The organism is Maribacter antarcticus DSM 21422 (assembly GCF_000621125.1).
Classification (GTDB): Bacteria; Bacteroidota; Bacteroidia; order Flavobacteriales; family Flavobacteriaceae; genus Maribacter; species Maribacter antarcticus.
Map to the genome: position 1 here is coordinate 34,595 of NZ_JHZC01000010.1, position 23,252 is coordinate 57,846.

Annotated in this window: 22 protein-coding genes; 16 read left to right on the forward strand and 6 right to left on the reverse strand. The window is 37.4% G+C overall.

Annotation, left to right across the window (positions count from 1 at the left end; genetic code table 11):
* Positions 1-31: 31 nt before the first annotated feature.
* Entirely contained in the window at positions 32-754 is a 723-nt protein-coding gene (locus Q360_RS0110940) for a hypothetical protein (protein ID WP_051554669.1), read from the reverse strand.
* Positions 755-1,216: 462 nt separating this feature from the next.
* Here Q360_RS0110940 and Q360_RS22990 point away from each other — a divergent pair, with 462 nt between their 5' ends.
* The 15 genes from Q360_RS22990 to ablB all read left to right on the forward strand — a co-directional run bounded on the left by Q360_RS22990 (position 1,217) and on the right by ablB (position 17,469).
* Entirely contained in the window at positions 1,217-2,665 is a 1,449-nt protein-coding gene (locus Q360_RS22990; RefSeq protein WP_051554670.1) for an arginine decarboxylase, read from the forward strand.
* A 69-nt stretch (positions 2,666-2,734) separates the two neighbouring features.
* The gene (gene speB, locus Q360_RS0110955; protein WP_027077139.1) at positions 2,735-3,673 is read left to right on the forward strand and encodes an agmatinase; all 939 of its coding nucleotides are present in this window, start codon (positions 2,735-2,737) and stop codon (positions 3,671-3,673) included.
* A complete protein-coding gene (locus tag Q360_RS0110960) occupies positions 3,663-4,637 on the forward strand; it encodes a deoxyhypusine synthase family protein (protein WP_027077140.1) in 975 nt (324 codons plus the stop codon). The genes speB and Q360_RS0110960 overlap by 11 nt, the downstream gene beginning before the upstream one ends.
* Before the next feature lie 2 nt (positions 4,638-4,639).
* Positions 4,640-4,966, forward strand: a complete 327-nt coding sequence (locus Q360_RS0110965; RefSeq protein WP_027077141.1) for a hypothetical protein — start codon at positions 4,640-4,642, stop codon at positions 4,964-4,966.
* Between the two features lie 141 nt (positions 4,967-5,107).
* A complete protein-coding gene (locus tag Q360_RS0110970) occupies positions 5,108-6,634 on the forward strand; it encodes a bifunctional GNAT family N-acetyltransferase/carbon-nitrogen hydrolase family protein (RefSeq protein ID WP_027077142.1) in 1,527 nt (508 codons plus the stop codon).
* 7 nt (positions 6,635-6,641) lie between these two features.
* On the forward strand, positions 6,642-8,012 hold the full coding sequence (rimK, locus tag Q360_RS0110975; protein WP_027077143.1) for a 30S ribosomal protein S6--L-glutamate ligase: 1,371 nt from the start codon (positions 6,642-6,644) through the stop codon (positions 8,010-8,012).
* Between the two features lie 429 nt (positions 8,013-8,441).
* On the forward strand, positions 8,442-9,020 hold the full coding sequence (locus Q360_RS0110985; RefSeq protein ID WP_027077145.1) for a Crp/Fnr family transcriptional regulator: 579 nt from the start codon (positions 8,442-8,444) through the stop codon (positions 9,018-9,020).
* 90 nt (positions 9,021-9,110) lie between these two features.
* Positions 9,111-9,731 (forward strand): hypothetical protein, encoded by a 621-nt coding sequence (locus Q360_RS0110990; RefSeq protein ID WP_027077146.1) that lies wholly within the window; start codon positions 9,111-9,113, stop codon positions 9,729-9,731.
* Positions 9,732-9,750: 19 nt separating this feature from the next.
* Complete coding sequence (locus tag Q360_RS24675) at positions 9,751-10,137, forward strand: DUF6326 family protein (RefSeq protein ID WP_051554671.1); 387 nt, start codon at positions 9,751-9,753, stop codon at positions 10,135-10,137.
* Between the two features lie 518 nt (positions 10,138-10,655).
* Positions 10,656-11,978 carry an amidohydrolase family protein gene (locus tag Q360_RS23000; RefSeq protein WP_051554672.1) on the forward strand — a complete coding sequence of 441 codons (1,323 nt, stop codon included), beginning with the start codon at positions 10,656-10,658 and terminating at the stop codon, positions 11,976-11,978.
* Positions 11,979-12,285: 307 nt separating this feature from the next.
* A complete protein-coding gene (locus Q360_RS0111010; RefSeq protein WP_036195699.1) occupies positions 12,286-12,522 on the forward strand; it encodes a hypothetical protein in 237 nt (78 codons plus the stop codon).
* Positions 12,523-13,779: 1,257 nt separating this feature from the next.
* Entirely contained in the window at positions 13,780-14,595 is an 816-nt protein-coding gene (gene proC, locus Q360_RS0111015; protein WP_027077149.1) for a pyrroline-5-carboxylate reductase, read from the forward strand.
* Positions 14,588-15,373: a glutamate 5-kinase gene (gene proB, locus Q360_RS0111020; RefSeq protein ID WP_027077150.1), complete on the forward strand. Its 786-nt coding sequence runs from the start codon at positions 14,588-14,590 to the stop codon at positions 15,371-15,373. Before proC ends, proB begins: the two co-directional genes overlap by 8 nt.
* Position 15,374: 1 nt before the next feature.
* Positions 15,375-16,574, forward strand: a complete 1,200-nt coding sequence (locus tag Q360_RS0111025) for a glutamate-5-semialdehyde dehydrogenase (RefSeq protein ID WP_027077151.1) — start codon at positions 15,375-15,377, stop codon at positions 16,572-16,574.
* 34 nt (positions 16,575-16,608) lie between these two features.
* Positions 16,609-17,469 carry a putative beta-lysine N-acetyltransferase gene (gene ablB, locus Q360_RS0111030; RefSeq protein WP_027077152.1) on the forward strand — a complete coding sequence of 287 codons (861 nt, stop codon included), beginning with the start codon at positions 16,609-16,611 and terminating at the stop codon, positions 17,467-17,469.
* Between the two features lie 148 nt (positions 17,470-17,617).
* On the opposite strand, the gene trhA is transcribed toward ablB, so the two are convergent.
* From trhA to Q360_RS0111045, 3 genes are all read right to left on the reverse strand, one after another.
* A complete protein-coding gene (gene trhA / locus Q360_RS0111035; RefSeq protein ID WP_245603245.1) occupies positions 17,618-18,367 on the reverse strand; it encodes a PAQR family membrane homeostasis protein TrhA in 750 nt (249 codons plus the stop codon).
* A gap of 1,231 nt (positions 18,368-19,598) precedes the next feature.
* On the reverse strand, positions 19,599-20,678 hold the full coding sequence (locus tag Q360_RS0111040) for a DUF6268 family outer membrane beta-barrel protein (protein ID WP_027077154.1): 1,080 nt from the start codon (positions 20,676-20,678) through the stop codon (positions 19,599-19,601).
* 9 nt (positions 20,679-20,687) lie between these two features.
* Positions 20,688-21,143 (reverse strand): DUF2147 domain-containing protein, encoded by a 456-nt coding sequence (locus Q360_RS0111045; RefSeq protein ID WP_051554673.1) that lies wholly within the window; start codon positions 21,141-21,143, stop codon positions 20,688-20,690.
* 576 nt (positions 21,144-21,719) lie between these two features.
* Here Q360_RS0111045 and Q360_RS0111050 point away from each other — a divergent pair.
* Positions 21,720-22,694: a sugar phosphate isomerase/epimerase family protein gene (locus tag Q360_RS0111050; protein WP_027077156.1), complete on the forward strand. Its 975-nt coding sequence runs from the start codon at positions 21,720-21,722 to the stop codon at positions 22,692-22,694.
* Positions 22,695-22,774: 80 nt separating this feature from the next.
* On the opposite strand, the gene Q360_RS0111055 is transcribed toward Q360_RS0111050, so the two are convergent.
* Both Q360_RS0111055 and Q360_RS0111060 read right to left on the reverse strand, forming a co-directional pair.
* The gene (locus Q360_RS0111055) at positions 22,775-23,029 is read right to left on the reverse strand and encodes a hypothetical protein (protein WP_027077157.1); all 255 of its coding nucleotides are present in this window, start codon (positions 23,027-23,029) and stop codon (positions 22,775-22,777) included.
* 3 nt (positions 23,030-23,032) lie between these two features.
* Positions 23,033-23,215, reverse strand: coding sequence for a hypothetical protein (locus Q360_RS0111060; RefSeq protein WP_027077158.1), 183 nt, complete (start codon positions 23,213-23,215; stop codon positions 23,033-23,035).
* Positions 23,216-23,252: the final 37 nt, after the last annotated feature.

Genomic DNA, 23,252 nt, shown 5'->3' on the forward strand with positions numbered 1-23,252 from the left:
TATCAATCTACCCTAAAAAACAGGAAGGCTATTAATTGTCTGTGGGTCTCCTGCTCCAAATCTCGTACATGGGTGCTCCTTTGCTGTTTTTGCCGGTATGGTGCCAATCGTCTCTTTTAATTTCATAGTTGAATTCCAAACTAGCGCCTACCTGAGTATTGTCTTTTGAAAAGTACTCAATGTTTTCGGTATAAATACCGTCTATGGACGTGTATTTTCCACCTCCAGCACCCTTAAACTGAAGTCCATCGGTATCGTAAGCAATCCACTGAAAACGACCATCTTGTAGGTGTTTCAAAGTTTTTCTGGTATTGGCCTCTCCGCGGCGTTCCTGTCCTTCGTCAGGTCCTCTTGTAGCAAATAGCCATGCGCCGTTTAGGTCCTGTTCCGTTTTTTTCGATGCTGTTAGTTTTAATTTTTTAAACCAGTTGAGGTGTAGTGTTTTGCCATCCATATGGGTTGGAATACTTAACTGCCGAATGGAGTCTCGCTCGTAGTCCGAATTAAATTCTAGTAAAACAGTTAACTGTTCTCCAGCGGTAGTTTTTTCTACTTGTGCAAAACCACCGAGGGTTCTTATGAATTCTGGTGGGTTGGTTCTATAAGCGGAATAGATGAAATAATCATCATTGATTTTTACTTCATGTCGTACATTTTCAGCGTCGGAAATGTACACTCCTGGCTGTATCTGAGCATTTATAGCAGTTAACCCTCCTAAAAAGGCATAGCAAATAAGGGAAAATAGTATTTTCATAAGGTACTTGTGCGTCATTTAAATCTAAATATATAAAATTAATACGCTAAAAATCAAACGGTTGAACTGTAATATGACCATGTATCTATAATTTTGAATTTTTATTTTTCAAAATGTTGTTTTTCCAATTTTTTATATTTCATTTGCTATGTCGAATCGGAACATAACGATTTGCTTTTTTTGGCATTAGCTGAACATCATGAACCGTGTTTCTGTGTTCGGGTTATGGGGAATTAAGAAGTCAAACCCTTTAGCAGCTCATCAGATGGGCAACCGAATTTTAAAGCTAACTTCTGATTACCATATTACCATCGTGCAAAGTCAGCACGACTACTTCTTTATTCCTACAACTCAGGAACAGATTCTTATTTGAAAATTATAATCAATGTAATTTTTTGATAGACCACGTTATTATGTTGTCTATGTTTTATTGATTTTTAATTTTCAAACATTTATTCAAAAATGAACACTAAATATATTGATCTAATAAATCAAACTTATCATTTTCCTCAAGAAGAATTTACTTTGGAGGACGAGCATCTGCGTTTTCATGGCATAGAGCTAAACCAAGTGGTGGCCCAGTACGGTAGCCCTTTAAAGTTTACGTATTTGCCTAAAATATCTGAGAATATTTACAGAGCTAAAACTTGGTTTGCCAATGCCATGGAAAAATACCAATACAAAGGCAACTACAAATATTGCTATTGTACTAAAAGCTCCCACTTTCAGCATGTTTTAAACGAGGCTTTAAAGAATGATATTCATATAGAGACCTCTTCTGCCTTTGATATTAATATTGTAGAGCAACTCAAAGCCAAGGGCAAGATAAAAGTAGATACGTTTGTTATCTGTAATGGCTTTAAACGTGATCAGTATATCGAAAACATCGGCAGGCTTATCAATGAAGGGCACCGGAATTGTATTCCCATAATCGATAATTATGAGGAAATAGATTTATTGTCGGACGTAATAAAGAATGATTTTCAGGTAGGAATTCGTATTGCTTCTGAGGAGGAGCCTAAATTTGAGTTCTATACGTCTAGATTAGGAATTGGATATAGGAATATTGTTCCCTTTTACAAAAACCAGATAAAGAACAACGAGAAGGTTGAACTGAAAATGCTTCACTTTTTTATCAATACAGGTATTTGCGACAACGCGTATTACTGGAACGAACTTGCTAAGTGTTTAAAGGTGTATGTGCGATTGAAAAAAATCTGTCCGTCTTTAGATAGTTTGAATATCGGTGGCGGTTTTCCTATAAAAAATTCTTTGGCGTTTGAGTACGATTATCAATATATGATTGACGAAATCATCAATCAAATAAAGATTACGTGTGATGAAGCCCTGGTGTCCGTTCCTAACATCTTTACTGAATTCGGAAGTTTTACGGTAGGGGAAACAGGTGGTGCTATCTACGAAATACTATACCAAAAACAACAGAACGACCGTGAAAAGTGGAACATGATAGATTCTTCTTTCATTACTACGTTACCGGATACATGGGCAATAAACAAACGTTTTATAATGCTTCCCATCAACCGTTGGAACGATGAGTACGAGCGTGTGCTTTTGGGTGGACTCACGTGTGATAGTGATGATTATTATAATAGCGAGCAGAATAGGAACGCTATTTACTTGCCTAAATATAAAAAGGATAGACCCTTATATATTGGTTTTTTCAACACGGGAGCTTATCAAGAAACCATAGGTGGTTATGGTGGTTTGCAACATTGTCTTATACCACAGCCCAAACATATTCTAATAGATAGGGATACAGAAGGAAATATCGTAACCAGTTTGTTTAACCCACAGCAAAAAGCGGAGGACTTATTGAAGATTTTAGGGTATGATGTTAATGTGGAAGTTAAAGAGGAGAAAAGAGAAATAGTTAACCACGGGGTTAGTTAAAAATTTAGAAGGCTGAATACAGCAACAAAGGTCAACAAGAAATAAAAGTTAAAATCAACAAACAATAAAATGAAACACGCAAAGAATTACGCGGGTATTGCCGACGAATTCGCACAATTGGAAACTGCGAAAGTAGTTTTAATTCCGGTTCCTTATGATGGAACAAGTACCTGGGGCAAGGGAGCCGATAAAGGTCCTGAAGCTTTTTTAGCAGCTTCTGAAAATATGGAGCTGTATGATATTGAGACCGGCTCAGAAGTGTATGAACAAGGTATACATCTTACGGAAGCTCTACTAGAAAATAGTAGTCCTGAGGCTATGGTAAATGCCGTACATAAGACGACCAAGGAGTATATTAAACGCAACAAGTTTGTGACCCTTTTTGGTGGAGAACATTCTGTTTCTATAGGAAGCATCCGTGCCTTTAATGAGTGTTTTGATAATCTCACTGTGTTGCATATAGATGCTCATGCCGATTTGCGTGAATCTTATGACGGTACCAAATACAATCATGCCTGCGCCGTTCACGAAGCTAGCCAGACTACAAATTTAGTGCAGGTAGGTATTCGTTCTATGGATGCAATCGAAAAGACCTTTATGGACGAAGAAAAGACCTTTTTTGCCCATGATATGGTGAACGATGAATATTGGATAGATAAAGTGGTAGAAGCGTGCACGGAAAATGTCTTTATAACTTTTGATTTAGATGTATTAGACCCTTCCATTATGCCATCTACGGGAACACCGGAGCCAGGGGGCTTGATATGGTATGAGACTTTAGAATTCCTAAAACAGGTGTTTAAGGAGAAGAACGTTGTTGGCTTTGATATTGTGGAGCTCTGTCCCAATAGCGCTGATAAATCTTCAGATTTTTTAGCTGCTAAATTATATTACAAAATGTTAAGCTATAAGTTTATGGGGCAAGATGTAGAGGAGAATTATGACAACATCAGTGATGTAGATTATAAATCAAATACCAATTCAAAATTCGAAGAGGATGAAGACTAAAGGAGCCATTTCTAATTTTATTGAAAAATATTATTTACATTTTAATGCAGCTGCTTTAGTGGATGCAGCCAAAGGTTATGAAGCACAACTGAACCAAGGCTCTAAAATGTTGGTTTCCCTTGCGGGAGCTATGAGCACTGCGGAAATAGGTAAGATTTTCGCAGAAATGATTCGGCAAGACAAGGTGCAAATCGTATCTTGTACTGGCGCAAATTTAGAGGAAGATATCATGAATTTAGTGGCACATTCCCACTACAAACGTGTTCCTAATTATCGTGATCTAACGCCACAAGACGAGCGGGATTTACTTGAAAAAGGATTGAATCGTGTTACGGATACCTGCATTCCAGAGGAAGAGGCATTCCGTAGAATTCAAAAACATATTGTTAAGATTTGGATGGACGCCGAGGCTAAAGGCGAACGCTATCTTCCGCATGAATATATGTATAAATTGTTACTTTCAGGAGTTTTAGAGGAGCACTATGAGATAGATTTGAAAAATTCTTGGATGTACGCTGCTGCGGAAAAAAACGTACCTATTATCTGTCCGGGTTGGGAAGATAGTACGATGGGGAATATTTTCGCTTCCTATGTATTGAAGGGTGAACTACAGGCCAGCACTATGAAATCTGGAATAGAATACATGACCTTTTTAGCCGACTGGTACACCCATAACTCCGAGAAGGGAATAGGATTCTTTCAAATCGGAGGTGGTATTGCAGGAGATTTCCCAATTTGTGTGGTTCCCATGCTATATCAAGATATGGAACGTACAGATACGCCGTTCTGGAGCTATTTCTGTCAAATAAGTGATAGTACCACCAGTTATGGTTCTTACTCTGGCGCGGTACCCAATGAAAAAATTACCTGGGGTAAATTGGATATCAATACCCCAAAATTCATCATAGAGAGTGATGCGACCATTGTTGCTCCCTTAATTTTTGCCTATGTTTTAGATATGTAATTATGGACAGACACGCACATTTAAATAAAATTATTGTCGATTTTAAAAAATTAACACCAGAAGTTTTGAAACTTACTGTGGAACGCTACCCAGATGGGTACGACGATTGTGATGTTATTTCTTTTCGTAACTCAAAAGGAGAACGTGTAGAGGCTGTGGAGGTTTTAACGGCAGATACCAAGTACTTGGTAAAAATTAGTGAAAAACTGGGATATACCATGGAAAATTACGATGTTGCTGATTACGAGGATTTTGAAGACGATGACCCAACTGCTGTGGTGGAGCCAGACCCAGAGGATATGGCAGATACTGAAGATTCAGACGACTAAGGTGTTGTGTCAGGCCCCGTTTTCCTTATCTACAGACTTCCAGGCCGTTTCCGAGTAGTTTTCAAACAAATTGTACAGTGCCAATATATGTTGGCACCGTATTAGTATTTCCTTCACTTAAGAGTACTTAGTTAATTATAGATGAACATAGAGGAAATTGAAAATATTGAATTAAAGTTTTTGGACCTGGACGATTATCAGGAACTTAAGACCGTCATGATTTCTGCATATACTAATATGCCTGGCGCCTACTGGAAACAAGAGCATATTATCTCTTTAATTCAGAAATTCCCAGAAGGCCAAGTCGTTATCAAAATCAACGGACAATTGGCTGGTGTTGCACTTGCTATCATCGTAGACTATGATAAGTTTGATGACGAGCATACCTACGAGCAGATTACTGGAGATTATTCCTTTAGCACCCATGATGCGTATGGCGATGTGTTGTACGGGATAGAGGTATTTATAAAACCACAGTTTAGGGGTTTGCGTTTGGGCAGAAGATTGTATGATTACAGAAAGGAACTTTGCGAAAAACTGAATTTAAAGAGTATTGTCTTTGGCGGAAGGATGCCTAATTTCCATACTTATTCCAAGGAGTTGACACCAAAGGAATATATTGCCAAAGTGCGAAGAAAGGAAATTCAAGATTCAGTGCTTAATTTTCAGATTAGCAACGATTTTCATCCCGCTAAGGTCATGAAAGGCTATTTGCCAAGCGATACAGCTTCTAATAATTTTGCGATTTTGATGGAATGGGATAATATTTATTACCAAAAACCTTCCAAAAAAGCAGCTACTAAGAAAACAATTATCCGTTTAGGATTGATACAATGGCAAATGCGTCCTTATAAAGATTTAGAAGCCTTATTGGAGCAGGCAGAGTATTTTATAGACGCGGTATCGGGCTATCGGTCCGATTTCGCCCTGTTTCCTGAGTTTTTTAATGCTCCCTTGATGGCTAAGGACAACCATTTGTCTACGCCGGATGCTATCAGGGAACTCGCAAAACATACCCAGGGCATTGTACAGAAGTTCTCGGAATTTTCTATATCCTATAATATCAATATCATCACGGGTAGTATGCCTGAAATGATAGATGGTCGCTTGTACAATGTGGGCTACCTTTGCCGTCGCGATGGTAGTATGGAGCGTTATGAAAAATTACATGTAACTCCGGATGAGGCCAAGGTTTGGGGAATGCAAGGCGGCACACAGCTAAAAGCATTTGATACCGACTGCGGAAAAATAGGGATACTTATTTGTTATGATTCTGAGTTTCCAGAGTTAAGTCGTCTACTAGCAGATGAAGGTATGGATATCCTTTTTATTCCTTTCTTAACGGATACGCAGAACGGCTATTCCAGAGTCCGACATTGCGCGCAAGCAAGAGCCATAGAAAACGAATGTTATGTCGCCATTGCAGGTAGCGTGGGGAATTTGCCTAATGTTCAGAACATGGACATCCAGTTTGCTCAATCCATGGTCTTCACGCCTTGTGATTTTTCTTTTCCCACCAATGGGATAAAAGCGGAGGCAACCCCGAACACGGAAATGATACTAATTGCTGATGTAGATATCGATTTGTTGCGGGAATTGAATCAATTTGGTGCGGTAAGGAACTTAAAAGACAGAAGAACTGATATCTTTGAACTACGAAAAAAATAAAAAAGAGTTGAAGGATTTAAAAATAATAGGAAGCGAAGAGTGGTGTGTTTTTGAAAGTTTGGGTGTCCCGGCAATTAAGGCTAGGGTAGATTCCGGAGCAAAAACCTCCTCTATTCAAGCGACCAATTTAAAAGTATATACAAAAGGAACACAAGAGTGGGTGCGGTTTGAAGTCAATCCACTTCAGGAGAATAGGAGTATCGCTATTGAGTGTGAAGCTCGCTTAGTAGATCGGCGTATGGTAAAGAGTTCCTCCGGTATTTCCGAGGAGCGATTGGTAGTAAAAACACCATTAACCATAGGCGACGATACCTTTGATGTAGAGCTGACCTTAGCCAATCGGGACACCATGGAGTTTCGTATGCTTTTGGGTCGTGAGGCTTTGAACGATCGTTACATCGTTAATCCGGTATTGAATTATGCAGCTAAGGAATTTTCTAATGACGAAATAGACGTAAAGTATGCGCCGTTTAAAAAGGAAAAAACAGGATTGAAAATCGCGCTGCTTGCAAGTAATCCAAACCTGTACAGCAATATGCGAATCATAGAGGCTGCAGAGGCCCGAGGTCACGAAATCCAGTTCTTGAACGTAGAACTGGCCTACATGAAATTGGATGCCAATTCTCCTGAAATACGGTACAGAGGCGGGAATATATTGACCGATTTTGATGCCGTAATTCCGCGTATAAAACCATCCGTTACGTTTTACGGTTGCGCGTTGATTAGGCAGTTCACCAATTTAGGTGCCTATTGCCAAAATTCGGCGGAATCCATAACACAGTCTAGGGATAAATTATTTGCTTCGCAATTATTTTCCAAGAACGATATCCATATTCCGATAACGGGTTTTGCAAAATCACCACAAGACACCAAAGATCTTATCAAAATGGTTAACGGGGCACCATTAATCATAAAACTCTTGGAAAGTACCCAAGGAAAAGGTGTGGTCTTGGCAGAGACTAACAAAGCTGCAGAAAGTGTAATCAACGCTTTTAAAAGTGTCAACACCAATATATTGGTACAAGAGTTCATCAAAGAAGCAAACGGACAAGATATTCGTTGTTTTGTAGTCAACGGAAAAGTAGTAGCTAGTATGCAACGACAGGCACAAAAAGGTGAGTTTCGAGCCAATATACACCAAGGCGGTATGGCATCTATTATAAGGATTACCTCGGAGGAGAAGAAGTTGGCCATAAAGGCAGCGAAGATACTGGACTTGGCCGTTGCCGGTGTGGATATCATCCGTTCCAATAAAGGACCTTTGTTGTTGGAGGTTAATTCTTCCCCAGGATTGGAAGGCATAGAAAACGCTACCGGAAAGGATATTGCCAACGAAATAATCGTAGCTATTGAAAAGAAGTTGAAGTTTAGTAACTAGGAAAAGCAAACCGAAAGATTACATATGCTTACACCATACTTTACGTAGAGAATATGTTGGAGACTATTGAGTGCTATGAAAAAGTAGTTGGATTTAGCCGTAAATTCAATAGACCTGAAAAGGATTACGGAAAATTACTTACGGAAATTACTTACGGGAAACAACTATCATATGTACTTTAAGAGCGGATTTGAAAAAATCAAGTATTCAAGGAAACCATTTGGTGTAGCATTAGCTTTTATGACTGAAAATATTGAAAGAGATTTTAAAACGCACTAAATTTGAACCGTTAACCGAAAAATCTTTGACACAGAAAGTCGGATGTGTTCGAGATAATATTGGTTTTTTGATTGAAATCTATACACCATTAAAATCTAAATAATAACAGAATCTGTAGTAAAACAGCCTATCATAATATCATTTAAAGTAATGGAAAACATCCTTTTTGATTTTATTTCCAAATACATTTCGTTAACAGCGGAAGAAAAGAATACGATACTTTCTTTAGATATTTTCCGCACCATAAAAAAGGGAACAGTGCTACTTAAAGAAGGACAGTATTCTTTAAATGGTTATTTTGTTTTAAAAGGATGTATTCGAGCGTATTATATGATTGACGGCGAAGAGAAGACTACAGATTTTTATACGGAGATGGAAGGTGTTACGCCAAACTGTGTGGTAAGTAAACAAGCTTCCGAATATTATATTTCATGCGCAGAAGATTCCATTATCACGGTTTCTACACCAGATATGGAAGTAGAAGTTTTTAAGAAATTCCCAAAATTTGAATCGCTATGCCGTATACTCTCCGAACAGCTAATTTCTAAAAACCAAAGTAGTTTTGATGAATTTAAAACGTCTTCTCCCGAGCAACGCTATTTAAGTTTATTAGAATCCAGACCAGCTTTGGTGCAACGGGTGCCGCAACATCAACTGGCAAGTTATTTGGGGATTACGCCACAATCCTTGAGCCGTATGCGAACAAGGTTACTAGAAAAAAAAGGGTAAACTACATATCCTTAATTACCTTAGGTGAACGGTTTTTAGCTCACACTCCATATACTTTTGCCCTGGTATTAAACTTTAACAGAAGAATCCATGCAAAAGAATAATTTAGTTATTTTTTTCACCCTTTTTTTAGCCATTTTCGTAAATCTTAATGCGCAATATGACACCTCAGATGTCAACTTTAAAGCATGTTTTGTTGGGAGTACTTTTGCTATGTTGGGTAATTTTCTACCAAAGAATAAACCTGATTTTGTTCAAGTTAGTCTAGGGTATCGTTTAACCGGAAACGATGTAGTTTCGTTGGAACTTAAAACTTGGAAATATGGTTGGTCTCTCGGTATTCCATATGGTCCCTCATGGGAAGCACCAGAGACAACATTCCCAGGTTATATCAGGGAATATGGATTTGCACTGGCATATCAACGTTTTTGGTGGAAAGGTTTGTACACTGGCGTTCATGTGATGAGTGCTTGGCAGTCTTTTGTAGATGAAAATGATAATAAAATAGACAATGGATTTCAAATCTTTAATACGTATAGACTTGGCTACCACGTTAAACTTTTTAAGGGGAAGTTTTTTGTAGAACCCTCTTTTGCGATTACACACAGGGCATATCAAACAACCATGCCGGAACCTTTTAAAGCAATCAATGATCACTATTCAAAATTCTTTTTTGGAGAACCTGGGCTTTATTTCGGATATAATTTTTAAAACTAAACACTAAAAAAATATGGATGTTAAAGTTAGATTATCAACCCTGTGGATTGTAGTGATGCTCAATCTTGTTTTTGCGGACATCCTAACTATAATTGTTGGTCTTGTGCTTGAAAACACCCTTGACGATATTATAGGGGAAGTTAAAACAACGATGGCAGTTGCAGCAGTTTTAACTAATATTCCTATTCTTATGATTTATTTTTCTAGGGTTTTGCCTTATAAAATTAACCGCTCCCTAAATATTGGGGCTGCTATACTTACCAGCATCTACGTGGTTGGCGGGGGTAGTTTAATGCCGCATTATCTAATTTGTGCTGGTATCGAAGTTGTAGTGCTATTTGTGATTATTCGTAATGCTTACCACTGGCGGTATAATGAAGAAAGCAGCAGATATTCATAACCTATTTTAAGTCGTCTAAATTAAGTATAACAGGATGTCAAATATCATATAACTATGCTAAGTTGCTTGCTAACACTTGGGCGCAAGTACATCGTTCTCATTTAATTAATCCTTCCCATTTTAAGTTTTGGAAAGATTCAGGTATGATTTCTTTAACCCAAATAGAATTACCGGTGTCCAAAAGCTATAAAAAAACACTATTGTCGCTATAATTTTTGTACCTAAAACAATAGTTTTTATACCTTATTGCTTAAAATACCGTCGTAGGGTTTTATTGATTCTATTTTTGACTTGTCAATCAATAAATCATTATGAAATTTAAAACAACTAAAAAATGAATCTTATATGTCCTCACCGCTTTAAGTACAATAAGCGTAGTATCCTGTTTTGGGGTAAAATCTCTAATTAAACAGCACCGTGGCGAAAAAACAGAACTGGTTAATCCATCAATATTTAAAATACCTACTTCACCATTAGCCATTACTAACGTAAGTGTATTATCCGCAGATTGCACAAAAATGTTAGACAGTTTAACTGTTTTGATAAAGGATAATAAAATCACACAAGTTGCTAAAGAAATCAGTTTTCCAAATGAATATAATATAATAGATGGAACTGGGCAGTATCTTATCCCTGGCTTGGTTGATACACACGCACATCTTCATAGAAGTAAAAATGATTTACTGCTATATTTAGCCAATGGTGTTACTCACATTGCTAACAATAATTCGGAAAGTGATAACTTAATATTAAAATGGCGCAAAGAAGCCAACGAAGGTGCTCTTAGCCCAAAAATATACATTGCAGCAGGTGGAATGAGTTCAAAAAAGGGGTTGATTCAAAGAATTAAAACCTTATTTGGCGACGCTATTAAGTACAATACGCCAACTCAAGCAAGAAGAGCAGTTAGAAAATTTAAAAGCCAAGGTTATGATGCCATCAAATCATATAACCCTAACACGGAAGTCCATTTTGCACTAACAGACGAAGCTGAAAAACAAGGTATTCCTGTAATAGGTCATTTACCGCCAAGCGTAGGTTTGGAGGATTTTTATAATTCCGGGCAATCACAATTAGCACATGTTGAAGAAATAACAAAGAGTACAATTAAAGAGTTTGGCGGTATGTGGTCAGACAATTCGGAAGAATACTTAAAATATCTTAAAACAAATGCAGACCAAATTGCTATTAAACTTAAAGAAAAAAATATAGTTGTTTCTTCTACTCTTTGGATAATTGAAAGTATCCCCAAGCAAAATTTTGATATAGATAATTTTCTAAAAACCATTGAATTAGAGTATCAAAACCCAGGACAAATAGAAGGTTCGCAATTGGCAAAAGGTTGGTTGCCGGGAAACAATAGTTATGAGAATATGGCAATTAAAAATAGTGCGGAACAAATTAAAAATCACAAACTATTCTGGAAAACGTATGTACATGCTATGCACATAATGATCAAAGCTTTGATTAAAAATGGTGTTACTGTTACAGCAGGAACAGATTCCAATGGCCCTGGTGTTGTTGCTGGATTCTCTTTGCTTGATGAGTTAGAATCTCTTAATAGATGTGGATTAACGGAAAGCCAGGTGCTTTATGCAGCTACCGTAGCTCCAGCGCAATGGATGCAGAGTAATGCAGGGAAAGTTGAGATTGGGCGCAGAGCCGATTTGATCCTTTTAACGAAAAACCCACTAGAGGATATAAAAAATACAAGAACTATAAATGCTGTAATTACGAATGGAAAATACCTGGATAGAATAACACTTGATAAAATATTACTATCGATTAGGTTGGCGAATAACAATAGCAGAAAAATCAATATTGATAAGTTTCTTAATTAGACTATTTTAGTTTGTTAGTAGGGTGGCAAGCCTTAGGGTTAGGGGCGATTTGGTATACGCTTTCAAGCGATACATGAAACACGATATTATTTCTTGATGAAAAGAAACTTAGGGACGGGCTTGAATGGTTTCTGGCATGTGCCGAAACGATAATTATGGACTTGGTGATGCAATTGGTAAATGCAGGAACGGGCTCCGTTCTAGATTTGGGACTATCAAAATTTAAGCATAAGTAAAAGTTTAGAGGAGGAATACGGATTACGGAATCAACTATACAAGTAAGATTTTTGTTGGTATATTATTTTTTTTGAGTGTGTTTTGGCCTAGCCAGGTAGTTGCCCAATCTTATGTACAGGTTCGTCTAGCTTCAATTTACGAGCGTTATAAGCCATTGAATCCTGAAATTTTGAATCGTGATGAACATGATTTCGAGGACGGCTCAATGGTAGATATTGAGCTAGGTAAAAGTTATGGGACAGGAAGATTTGCCTTTTTATTAGGAGGTAGATTGCAATATCTTCAATCAAATTTAAAAGGTACTTAATAGTATATCTAAATGGGTGCCTGAGGAAAATATTAGAACCCGTGTTCCAGCTGTTATGGTAACTCTAGGTTTTAGTGCTAAAATCATAAAAATATAGGATTAGTTTATCAAGCCAATCTAGGGCGTAAATGTATCTTATGGTATGTGAATGGCAAACAGATTCAGACCTTGTGGCGTTACTATTTACCCTTAAACGCGGGTTTTGAATATGCACTAAAGAATGGATGGAACTTGTTGGGAGGTGTGTCCCTGAGAGCTCCTATCTATATATCACAAACTACAAAGTTATATTTTGGAATTAGGAAAATACTATAGGCGCTACTAAGTACTATTATAGAGTTCTTCCTTTATGCTGCGACTATACAAGTACGAAGGAAATGGTTGTTTTTACAGCTAAAACATAGTTGAAAGCCATATTCATTTCGACAGTGGCTAAAAAACCGAATAGTTCTGTTGAATGCAGTGCTTAGCATAAATAGAATACCTACAATAGTACATTCACCTAGTTTTATCATCTTTAAAATACTCAAAAGGAGCTACTGGACATGGAATATATAATAGTACTTCTTTCCTTTTTAGCTTTATAGTAATTTGTGGTATAAAACTCGAAATACCCAAAGCAGACCTCAAAGAAAGTAGAGTAGGGATACATTTACGTAAGAGTAAGATACTGAGAAAACGACAAGGTTAATGCTAAACTTGCTGTTAAAGGGGTAAATGATAATTTCTTTTCTGGTGGTGTTCACCGCAAAAACACGCACAACAATAGGCTACAATCTTAATAAATAGGAAATCACAAAAAGAACCAGAATAGCACTCCCTTCGTAATTGTGTTCCAAGTAAATAACAAAGTCTTAACATGATATCCTCGCTTAAAGGGATATATATCCATAAGTTGTCCGCTATGCTAGTGAATTTATACCCAAGGAGCCATTTCATTACTAGATACCTTCAAGATTGGGCAGCGGCTAATAACATTTGAATGATAAAAGGTAAATACGAAAAATGAAATTTTTATACATTAAACGAAAAACAAAGACGGAGAAACGTTACAGCAACAGTATGGGAATGTTGACGACAAATGTCATCTATATAAAAAGATACTTTTTGGGCCTACCCTTAAAAACACTTCATAAATATAGGGAAACATATTACGGTCAAGTAAAAAATTGTGATGATTGCGTCCTTTTTGTTTAGATCAACGGCAAACAGTTATCAAGTAGGTTACCAAAAAACAGTTAAAAAACAGTTTAATTTATGAAAATACTCGTAATAGGGGCAGGAAACATGGGACTAACTTACGCAGAAGGGATGTCTAAATCCAAACTGCTAAAGAAGAAAAATATCATGGTACTGGACAGTTCAGAAGAAAAACTTCAGGAACTAAATCAGATTTCACACTTGGATACCTTCAGTGAACTCCAAGACTGTGTGCCGAAGGCGGATATTATTTTTATTGCAGTAAAGCCGCATCATGGCGAACAGCTCATGGGTAGAATCAAGCCGTTAGTTAAATCGGAGCAATTATTAATTTCGATTATGGCGGGGACGACTATTGAAACCATAAAAGAGTTAACGGGATTGAACAAAATAGTTCGTGCGATGCCAAATTTGCCCGCAAAAATAGGGAAGGGACTAACCTCCTATATCGCTTCTCCCGAAGTTTCCAGAATAGAACTATTGACTATAGAAAGCTTATTGGATACCACAGGAAAATCGATACTAGTAAGTGATGAAAATTTCATTGACGCCTCTACAGGGATATCCGGTAGTGGCCCTGCTTATGTTTTCTATTTTATGCAAAGCATGATGGAGGCCGCATTGCAGATGGGGTTTTCAGAAAATGTTTCCAAAGTTCTGGTTAGCCAGACCTTTACCGGAGCCATAGAACTCTTTAATCAAAATAGCCTATCTCCAAATTCTTGGATGGAAAAAGTAGCTAGTAAAGGTGGTACCACACGTGCAGCTTTAGATTCTATGGATGATAATAATGTAGGGGAATTGATAAAAGAAGCCGCTTTTGCTGCTTTTAAAAGGGCTGTGGAACTAGGAAAGGAGAAAGAATATGTATAAGGAACTTATTATTATTAAGGTTGGTACCAATGTAATGACCAACAAGGACGACAGGATTGTGAGACCGGTACTTAGAAGGCTGGTGCGACAAATAGCGGAATTGTACGAACGTGGAATTATTACGATACTGGTTTCATCAGGTTCCGTGATTGCGGGTAAAGAAGTTATGGGCAAATCGAACATCAAGGACAAGACCCAAAGAAGGCAGGTGTATTCTGCAATAGGGCAGCCAAGAATGATGCGGTTGTATTATAATATTTTTCAAGATTACGGTATGAAATGCGCCCAAGTACTTCCTACAAAGCGGGATTTTAGTCCGGGGATACACCGTCAGAACATGATCAACTGTTGTGAAGGCCTCCTCTCGGAAGGAGTAATTCCGATTGCCAATGAAGATGATGCGGTATCGGTAACTATGTCCATGTTCTCCGATAATGACGAATTGGCCAGTTTGATAGCGCAATTGATGAATGCCGATAAGCTTATAATTTTGACTGATATCGATGGATTGTATACGGGAAATCCCACGGACGAGAGCACTGACCTTGTTCAATATGTTGATCCAAATGAAAATTTAGACAAGTATATTGAGGACAATAATAAACAACCAGAAAAAGGAAGGGGCGGTATGGGCTCAAAATTGAATCATGCCCAACAGGCCGCTGCAAAACATATTCCTACGTTCATTGCTAACGGAAAAAAAGACCATACGATTATTGATATCATTGAAGGAAAAAATGTGGGCACAAGGGTAGCCCTTGAACAAAAAGATACATAGCATGAAAATATTATCGGAGAAAATAAAAAATAACGTTTTGGGAAGTATGTCCAAAATTTTGACTGAAAATCGTACAAAATTGTTAGAAGCGAATAAGAAAGACCTTGATTTTTTCAACATTGATGACGAGGCCATGTACGATCGCTTAGTGGTAAATCACAAAAAGATTGAAGAAATGATACGCGCAATTAGAGATGTTCGTGCCCAGAGCGATCCGGTCAACAATGAAATCAGTACTAAGGAACTACAAAACGGACTAAAAGTTGTTAACAAAACTGCACCTTTTGGTACCATTATGATCATTTATGAGTCCCGACCAGATGTGACTATAGAAGCTGCAGTTCTTGCCTTTAAGGCAAATAATAAAATTCTTTTAAAGGGAGGTAAGGAAGCTTTGTACAGTAATAAAGTTCTTGTAAGCTTTTGGCACCAGGCGTTGATGGAAAACAATCTATCTACCGATTATATACAGCTCTTGACCATGAACCGAGAAGAAACTCAGGCGTTTTTGAAGTGCCCTTCAGAGAAATTAGATCTTATAGTGCCAAGGGGTGGGGAACGTTTGATAGCTTTTGTAAAAGAGCATGCAAGCTGCGCAGTTTTGGTAAGTGGTAGGGGAAATAATTTCTTGTATGTAGATAAATATGCAAACTGGGAAAAAAGCCTTGAAGTTATTCTCAATGCAAAAACTGACAAAATATCGGCTTGCAACGCGTTGGATAAAATATTGGTCAACACAGATTTAGATGACTATCAATCGAAAATAGCAAGATTAGGAGAAGTTCTGAAAGATAAAGGCATCTCGATTTTGGTAGATGAACAGGTAAAAGAAGTTTTAAACGAAGAGCCCCTTATTTCCGAGGAATCTATTTGGGAAGAGGAGTTTTTGGCAATGAAATGTTGTATTGGCTCCGTTGATTCTTTACCGGACGCCATAGAAAAGATAAATACCTGCTCAGGAGGGCACTCGGCAACGATAATGACCACTGATACCGAGATTGCCAAAAAATTCATGGAACAAGTGGATTGTGCGGTAGTTTATCAAAACGCATCTACAAGATTCACGGATGGTGGGCAAATGGGTGTAGGCGCAGAGTTAGCTATAAGTACAGATAAGCTTCACCATAGAGGTCCTTTAGGCCTAAATGAGCTGGTCACCAATAAGTACTACGTTTATGGCAATGGTCAAATTCGAGAATAATAGTATAAACTTTATTAAAAGCATAATGTAGACTATGCAGATTAAAAATTTATTTGATACGGTAGAAAAGGTAGAAGGTGCAGTTTTACATCATGGTACCGCGCATAATCGTGTGTATTTGATGGAAGCGGAAGGAAAGGGAAATTGGACTTCGATTATTGCCAAAATGAATAGCCTTGCAGAAAAAAACCGGTATAACAAAATTGTAACTAGGGTGCCAGAAGATGCAAAACAAATATTTCAGTCTAATGGTTATATTGTCGAGGCTAAAATTCCGGGACTTTACAATGGAGAAAGAACAGGCTATTTTTTGGCAGATTACCTTGAAAAAAAACGCGGTTTTTACACCGAGCAGGAACTAAAGACCAGAGAATCAGTAAAAACTATTGCTTTGGCGGCTAACGGTTCTCCTGAAGATGCTTATTTTAAACTACCAAGTACCCTGAAAGCTCGCAAGCTAGATAAGAACGATTTTGTCGCAATGGTTAGTTTACATGAAAAAGCATTCAAATCTTACCCGTTTCCTATAAATAAAGCAGCATATCTTTTGGAACTTGTAGAACGAAACCACGAGTTTTATGGCCTTTTTAAGGAGGAGGAATTACTAGTTTCTGCCATACTTAAAATGAATAAAAAAGACTCCAATGTAGAAATTGTAGATTTTGCTACACACCCCGATTATAAAGGGCAAAACTTATCCTATTATCTTGTGCAGAAAATCAAGAGAAATATTGACCAAAGCGACTATAAAACTATTTATTCCCTAGTCAGGGCTACCTCGTATGGTTTGAATATTACCTACAGCAAACATGGGTTTTTATTCGGAGGAACCCTATTGAACAATACGGTAATAAAGGATAATTTGGAAAGCGTGAATGTTTGGTATTCGAACTAGATGTACAATGACACAAGACCATAGAGAAATAAAAAAAAGCCAGTTTAGTTTGTTTTTTACTTGCTTAAACACAAATTTTCAATAGTCTATTTTAAACTAAGCTTTTGAAGAATTAATTATGCTTAGACACTATATTTTAAAATAAAAATTAACTCATAGCGACCGCCAATAAAATGGCAACATAGTGACAAACAGCAGCTGCAAGTACGAAAAAGTGCCATACTGCATGGTTGTATGGGTATCTCTCCCACAAGTAAAAGATAACGCCCAAAAGATAAAGTGCGCCTCCGATTAGAATCATAGTGAGGATATTAGGGGGAATACTTTCAAAGAAAGTACGTCCGCCAACGACCATAATACATCCCATCGTGATGTAAACTAGGGTTGAAATAACCTTCCACTTTCCTGTAAAAAAAATCTTGAAAATGATACCCAAAGCCGTAAGGCCCCATAAAATACATAGTAAGGTAATGCCAAAAGAATTATGCATGTACATTAATAAAAACGGAGTATAAGTTCCGGCTATCAAGAAATAAATACTAATGTGGTCAAGGATTTCTAATATACGTTTTACTTGGGCATGCTGAAATCCATGGTAGAGTGTAGAAAAAGTAAAAAGTTGTAAAAAACAGAATCCATAGATAGCTGCACCGATAACACCAGTGGAGTTATCACTTTTTATAGCAAAGGCTATTAGTATAGGAATACCAACGATACCAAAAATAATTCCAAACCCGTGTACGATACTGTTTACGAGTTCTTGCTTAATTTGTGTAGTTGAATTCTTAGCTTGCATGAAAGTGAGTTGTGACAGCAAATAGTTATAGGTGGTGTTACCAAATTTACCCAAATCTGAGCTGACATTGGTTCTATTGATGATATTGTTTGTAATTTCCAAAACGAAGACCTCACCAAGCGTAGCTATCGAAACATTCAGATAGGAGATGGTCGGAGTATTACTTAATTCTAAAAGTGCGTATTGTTACCAAATAGCTTGATATGTATCTTGATTTCGCTCTTGGCCCCTTTCTCAGATAATCTAGTACGATAACTATATACAACGAGGTATTGTTCTCTTTGTTTAAGTAGTCATTTTGTTGTCACCTTGGCGCGATTGATAAAACTGGATACTAAATCAATTATTAAGGGACGAAGTTTAACATCCCTGCCATTCCTTCGCCATCCACTAGATGTACGATACTGTTATGCACTTTTTTTCAGTTGTTTCTAAAATCTTTTAGAGACTGTATGAGTTTATCTTAGAGCTATTCATGTTTCGTTCTAAACCTTTGGTAATCATATGTAAAGGAGTACACTATCAACTCGACCAAATGCTAGACATGTTGTAATTTATTCAAGTAATTTAGGTGCTTCCACGGATATCATAAACTAAGTCATGATGGAAAAAATGTTTTTATCGGGATATTGTCAAAAAAGTAGCATCCTATGGGAGGATTCCGCTCTTAAGCTTTAGAGGAGGCAATTACCAATTATTTTATTTTAAGGAAGCACTTTAAAATGATTAAATTGGCCAGAAGAGTCTATAGTGTATTGATAGTAGTTGCCTTTGGGCTGGGGTTTTATCTGTATTTTATTGTGGAAGAGGATTCCAAAATTTTCCTAATCGTTACGTTAAGAATCAAATTCATATTTCTTAGTAATGGGGTCCATTGATTTATTGTCTATTCCCTAAATCCAAATGCAAAAGAAGGACTTCTATTATAACCTCTTCTGATGGGAGCACTTTGGGAATTTATGTTCTGTTAGTTTTTATACTTCTCGTTTTCTGCCGTGATTTTTTGATACATCTGTAACCTAATATTTATTTTCTAACTACGTGTTCGTTCTAAAACCGCATAACTAGAAAATAATCGCAATGGTGAGTGTCTAACTTTGGGTAATTATCCTAGGACGGCTTCGTCTTGCTTCTGACACCTGCGTTATTGACAATTTTATCACAGCTCATACAATACTAAGCTGTAGGCTTTCGCTTTTTAGGATACTTCTAAATTTGACAAATAATTAGTATTGATGATACATATACAGCAGATTTTGCCAAAGAAAAACAGGTATATGCGAAGCTACTCTTACAACGGATTGAAATTTGCGAAGAAAGTAAGGTTATTACTCTATGGACTTACCCAATTTATAGAAATATTAAAATAAGCGGGATTGCTTAGCTTGTTTTCTGCTAAAAATGAAGTATCATCGCCAAAAGGTCGGAAAAAATCACCTCGGTCTGTATCAAAAGACCAATTATACCGAAACCCTCCTTGCGCGGAAAGCCATATTTGTGGTGTTACAGCATGCTCCCAAGTAGCCCGTAATCTCAGTTCCGATCTTCTCAACTCAATATCGTTATAGGGTAAGTTATACCTGTTTTCATCATTATTAATTCGGTAGGTGTTACCCTCTATCGCCCAACCAAATAATAGCATGTTTTTAGAATTTACAGTTTTTCTGTATTGGAAACGTGCAGGCAGTAACATTTCAATGCCCCATTTTTTACTTTTTGCCGTATAAAGCATGTAATAAACGGGTAAATAGTTAAGAGCACCGCCGAGATAGGTTCTACTTACACCCAGACCCCACATTTTTCTATCGTTGGGCTTTATGCCATAAATTACGGCTCCACTATAGCGCGTATACTTAAACGACTGCATGTTTGAGAAGGAATAATCCCCGTTGAGGTTGGCACCAAACTGAAAAATTAAATAGCGCTTCGCATTCAGTGGCTTAAATGCGGTTGCCGTAAAACCCATTGTACGTATACCGTTGTTATCTAGGGCTTGACTTAACGGGTTGTTTGCCATTGTAGGTGCGTTGGAAAACGAATAGTTGGTAGATGCATAATTGAACCCTAAGTTCAATAGAAAATGATTCTTTGAAAAAACGGGATAATTAATGGAAAGACGAAGGCCATCTGCACTGTTTATTTCATTCTCATCGGATGTACCTTCAGGAACAAAGAGTCCTGGTTTCAAGGAATGCACGGTTTGATAATCATACCCTATCGAAAAAAGTTTAATTGGAATCTGCCCTACAATACGAGAGGAAGCAAATGCTTTGTTTTCGGTAGTTTGTACTAAGTTTGAATAGTCAACAAAGCTATCCTCTTCTTCCTCTTCTATGGGAGGGTTGTCTTGTGCCATTATGGATATAGGCAGCATAAGACCGCCAAGTAGGAGTATTTTAAGGGGTTTTAACATGATGTTGTATTAATTGGTTTTCATTCGTACCCAAGTATCGGTCCGGCCTACAATACCAAAGGGGTCTAATGAGCCACGTACCTCAAGCTTGTTTTTGTTTATCATTTTGATAGTGCTATAGTAGGTGTTTCCCGATTTAGGATCGTAGATGGTTCCTTCTACCCATTCGTCATCTTCAAAAACAAAATCCCTCAAATTAAGCATGTTCAGCATGGGCTTGCCTTCTGGGTCTGCTTTAGGGTTACCTTTTTCATCGTTCGGTTCTTTAAGCCAAACAATTTTACCATGATATTTTTCTTTCCCTTTCTCCTTAAAAATCTTCACGTAAGCTGTGCCTTCGCTGGGCATCCAAACACCAACAATGTCACTAGCCCCCTTATCTACCTCCAATATTATAGTCTCGTTGAATGCACTGCTCAGCATAAATAGAATACCTACAATAGTATACATACCTAGTTTAATCATCTTTATCATTTATAAGCTACTCAAAAGTAGATACTGGATATGGAAAATACAATAGCACTTCTTGTAAAATCAAAACATAATTATAGGTGCGGTATCCAACTCAAAATACTTTTTAATCAACCGAACTGGAGTAGCATCGTCCAGAACTATTTAGGTTCATAGTTTGATAGCAGGGTTGTCCCCCTATATCTATCACTTTAGGATAATTGAAGAGTCTGCGCATATTGACGTTATTAATGTAGAGTAAGGCATTTGCCAGATAAAGCCACTCAATTTATTTATATTTTGCTTAATTAATGGTGTTACGAAAAATGTTTCTTAGGTGATTTTGTGCCTTATACTTGTTGCTAATATACATAAGTACTATTCATATTATAGTTCCTTAATGTAGAAACAGATATCGGAAAATATATCTCTAATCAAATAATAGTTACGATTGAGGCGAAATGTAGCTTTAGAATATAAAAGAAATTAATTATATTTATCAGAGACATATTAAGAGTTGAATGTTACTCGCTAGTTACTGGCAAGCTATCAAACTAGAGCTACTATAATTAATCTGCTAATCGTAAACGAATGAAAACTCCATCTGAAGAAAACAAGACCCAAACCTCTAGAAGAAACTGGTTAAAGAATGCTGTAGTTTTAGGTGCTGCTTCCGTTGCTACGCCATCAGTGTTGGGCAACACAAAAGTTGCACCGATAAGGCCATTGGTGTCTTCCCAGTCCATACGCTTACTTGTATCTACCTATTCGTATTGGCATTTTAAAAAGGAGAAGTATCCTATAGAAAAGGTTATTGAGAATGCGGCTCGTATTGGTTTTGATGGTGTGGAAATTCTACATCGCCAAATGGAGAACGAGACGGTACCCTACATGAACAAACTTAAAAGAATGGCCTTTGATAGAGGGTTGGCACTACCATTTTTGTCTATCCATCAAAACTTTGTAGAGCCGGACGCATCCAAAAGAAAAGAAGATGTAAACCATACCTTGAAATGTATTAAACTGGCAACCCAGATGGGTATTCCTTCCATAAGGATGAATACCGGAAGCTGGGCAGGGGAAACACCACCAGATTATTTTGAAACAGGAATTAAGAAACCGGCTGACGGCTATACAGATCAAGATGCTATTAAATGGGTTATAGATAGTATGGGAGAATGTTTGATAGAAGCTGAAAAGGCAGGCGTTACACTTTGTTTAGAGAACCATTGGGGACTTTCTTCCAATATTGATTATTTGGAAGAAATCTATAATGCACTATCATCATCACCTGCTATGGGTTTAAATCTTGATACTGGAAATTTCGTTGGTGACCCATACCCTCAATTAGAAAGATTAATGCCTATTGCAAATATTATTCAGGCAAAAACGTACTATGGTGGCGGTGAGGTTTATGACTTAGATTTAGATTATGACCGAATTGCCAAAATAATGCGCAATGCAAATTTCACAGGCTATGTATCCTTGGAAATGGAAGGAAAGGAAAACGCACAAACCGCGGTGCCCAAAAGTTATGATATATTGAGAAGGGCTTTTAGTGTTTAGTAAAAATTAAGTAAGCAGCAGGACGCAGTCTTCTGACGTATCCAGCTGTTTATTATTTAAAATCTAGTAACAAGAAAAACTTATATCGCCCGTGTGATTTTATCCCTAAGTTTGCTCCACGTCATCATTATAATAGCTTGTTCCTTTATGATTTTGGCACATTCGGCATCCATTAAAAAATCACAATCCTCTTGGCACCACTTGGATCCATACTCCGGATGTTCAACGGTAATTGCACGAATTTCGGTATTGTTATAGGCGGGATGCAATAAGAGAAAATTGAGTCTGCTTTGCAGATTATTCAACATTTCACTATGGATTTTCTTGGTACCCATAGCCTAGGTTTTTGGTTTCATAGATAAAATACGGTCCACTATAACCGTCTTACTGTCCATAGGCTGATTTATGGTCTCGTCTTCTAAGGCAAAAACGCGCGCATCCAATAAAACGGGCAGGCCAAACACCTTGCCTACATTTATATAGGCGGCGATAATAGCTGGTGTGCTAGCAGAGGCGCCCATATGGGTGTATAAATGAGTTACATCTATACTAATTTGG

Bases quoted from the DNA above. Each gene is read 5' to 3' on its own strand.
- Q360_RS0110940 (WP_051554669.1), bottom strand. From the start codon at position 754: ATGAAAATACTATTTTCCCTTATTTGCTATGCCTTTTTAGGAGGGTTA.
- Q360_RS22990 (WP_051554670.1), top strand. From the start codon at position 1,217: ATGAACACTAAATATATTGATCTAATAAATCAAACTTATCATTTTCCT.
- speB (WP_027077139.1), top strand. From the start codon at position 2,735: ATGAAACACGCAAAGAATTACGCGGGTATTGCCGACGAATTCGCACAA.
- Q360_RS0110960 (WP_027077140.1), top strand. From the start codon at position 3,663: ATGAAGACTAAAGGAGCCATTTCTAATTTTATTGAAAAATATTATTTA.
- Q360_RS0110965 (WP_027077141.1), top strand. From the start codon at position 4,640: ATGGACAGACACGCACATTTAAATAAAATTATTGTCGATTTTAAAAAA.
- Q360_RS0110970 (WP_027077142.1), top strand. From the start codon at position 5,108: ATGAACATAGAGGAAATTGAAAATATTGAATTAAAGTTTTTGGACCTG.
- Q360_RS0110985 (WP_027077145.1), top strand. From the start codon at position 8,442: ATGGAAAACATCCTTTTTGATTTTATTTCCAAATACATTTCGTTAACA.
- Q360_RS0110990 (WP_027077146.1), top strand. From the start codon at position 9,111: ATGCAAAAGAATAATTTAGTTATTTTTTTCACCCTTTTTTTAGCCATT.
- Q360_RS24675 (WP_051554671.1), top strand. From the start codon at position 9,751: ATGGATGTTAAAGTTAGATTATCAACCCTGTGGATTGTAGTGATGCTC.
- Q360_RS23000 (WP_051554672.1), top strand. From the start codon at position 10,656: ATGTTAGACAGTTTAACTGTTTTGATAAAGGATAATAAAATCACACAA.
- proC (WP_027077149.1), top strand. From the start codon at position 13,780: ATGAAAATACTCGTAATAGGGGCAGGAAACATGGGACTAACTTACGCA.
- proB (WP_027077150.1), top strand. From the start codon at position 14,588: ATGTATAAGGAACTTATTATTATTAAGGTTGGTACCAATGTAATGACC.
- Q360_RS0111025 (WP_027077151.1), top strand. From the start codon at position 15,375: ATGAAAATATTATCGGAGAAAATAAAAAATAACGTTTTGGGAAGTATG.
- ablB (WP_027077152.1), top strand. From the start codon at position 16,609: ATGCAGATTAAAAATTTATTTGATACGGTAGAAAAGGTAGAAGGTGCA.
- Q360_RS0111040 (WP_027077154.1), bottom strand. From the start codon at position 20,678: ATGTTAAAACCCCTTAAAATACTCCTACTTGGCGGTCTTATGCTGCCT.
- Q360_RS0111045 (WP_051554673.1), bottom strand. From the start codon at position 21,143: ATGATTAAACTAGGTATGTATACTATTGTAGGTATTCTATTTATGCTG.
- Q360_RS0111050 (WP_027077156.1), top strand. From the start codon at position 21,720: ATGAAAACTCCATCTGAAGAAAACAAGACCCAAACCTCTAGAAGAAAC.
- Q360_RS0111055 (WP_027077157.1), bottom strand. From the start codon at position 23,029: ATGGGTACCAAGAAAATCCATAGTGAAATGTTGAATAATCTGCAAAGC.
- Q360_RS0111060 (WP_027077158.1), bottom strand. From the start codon at position 23,215: ATGGGCGCCTCTGCTAGCACACCAGCTATTATCGCCGCCTATATAAAT.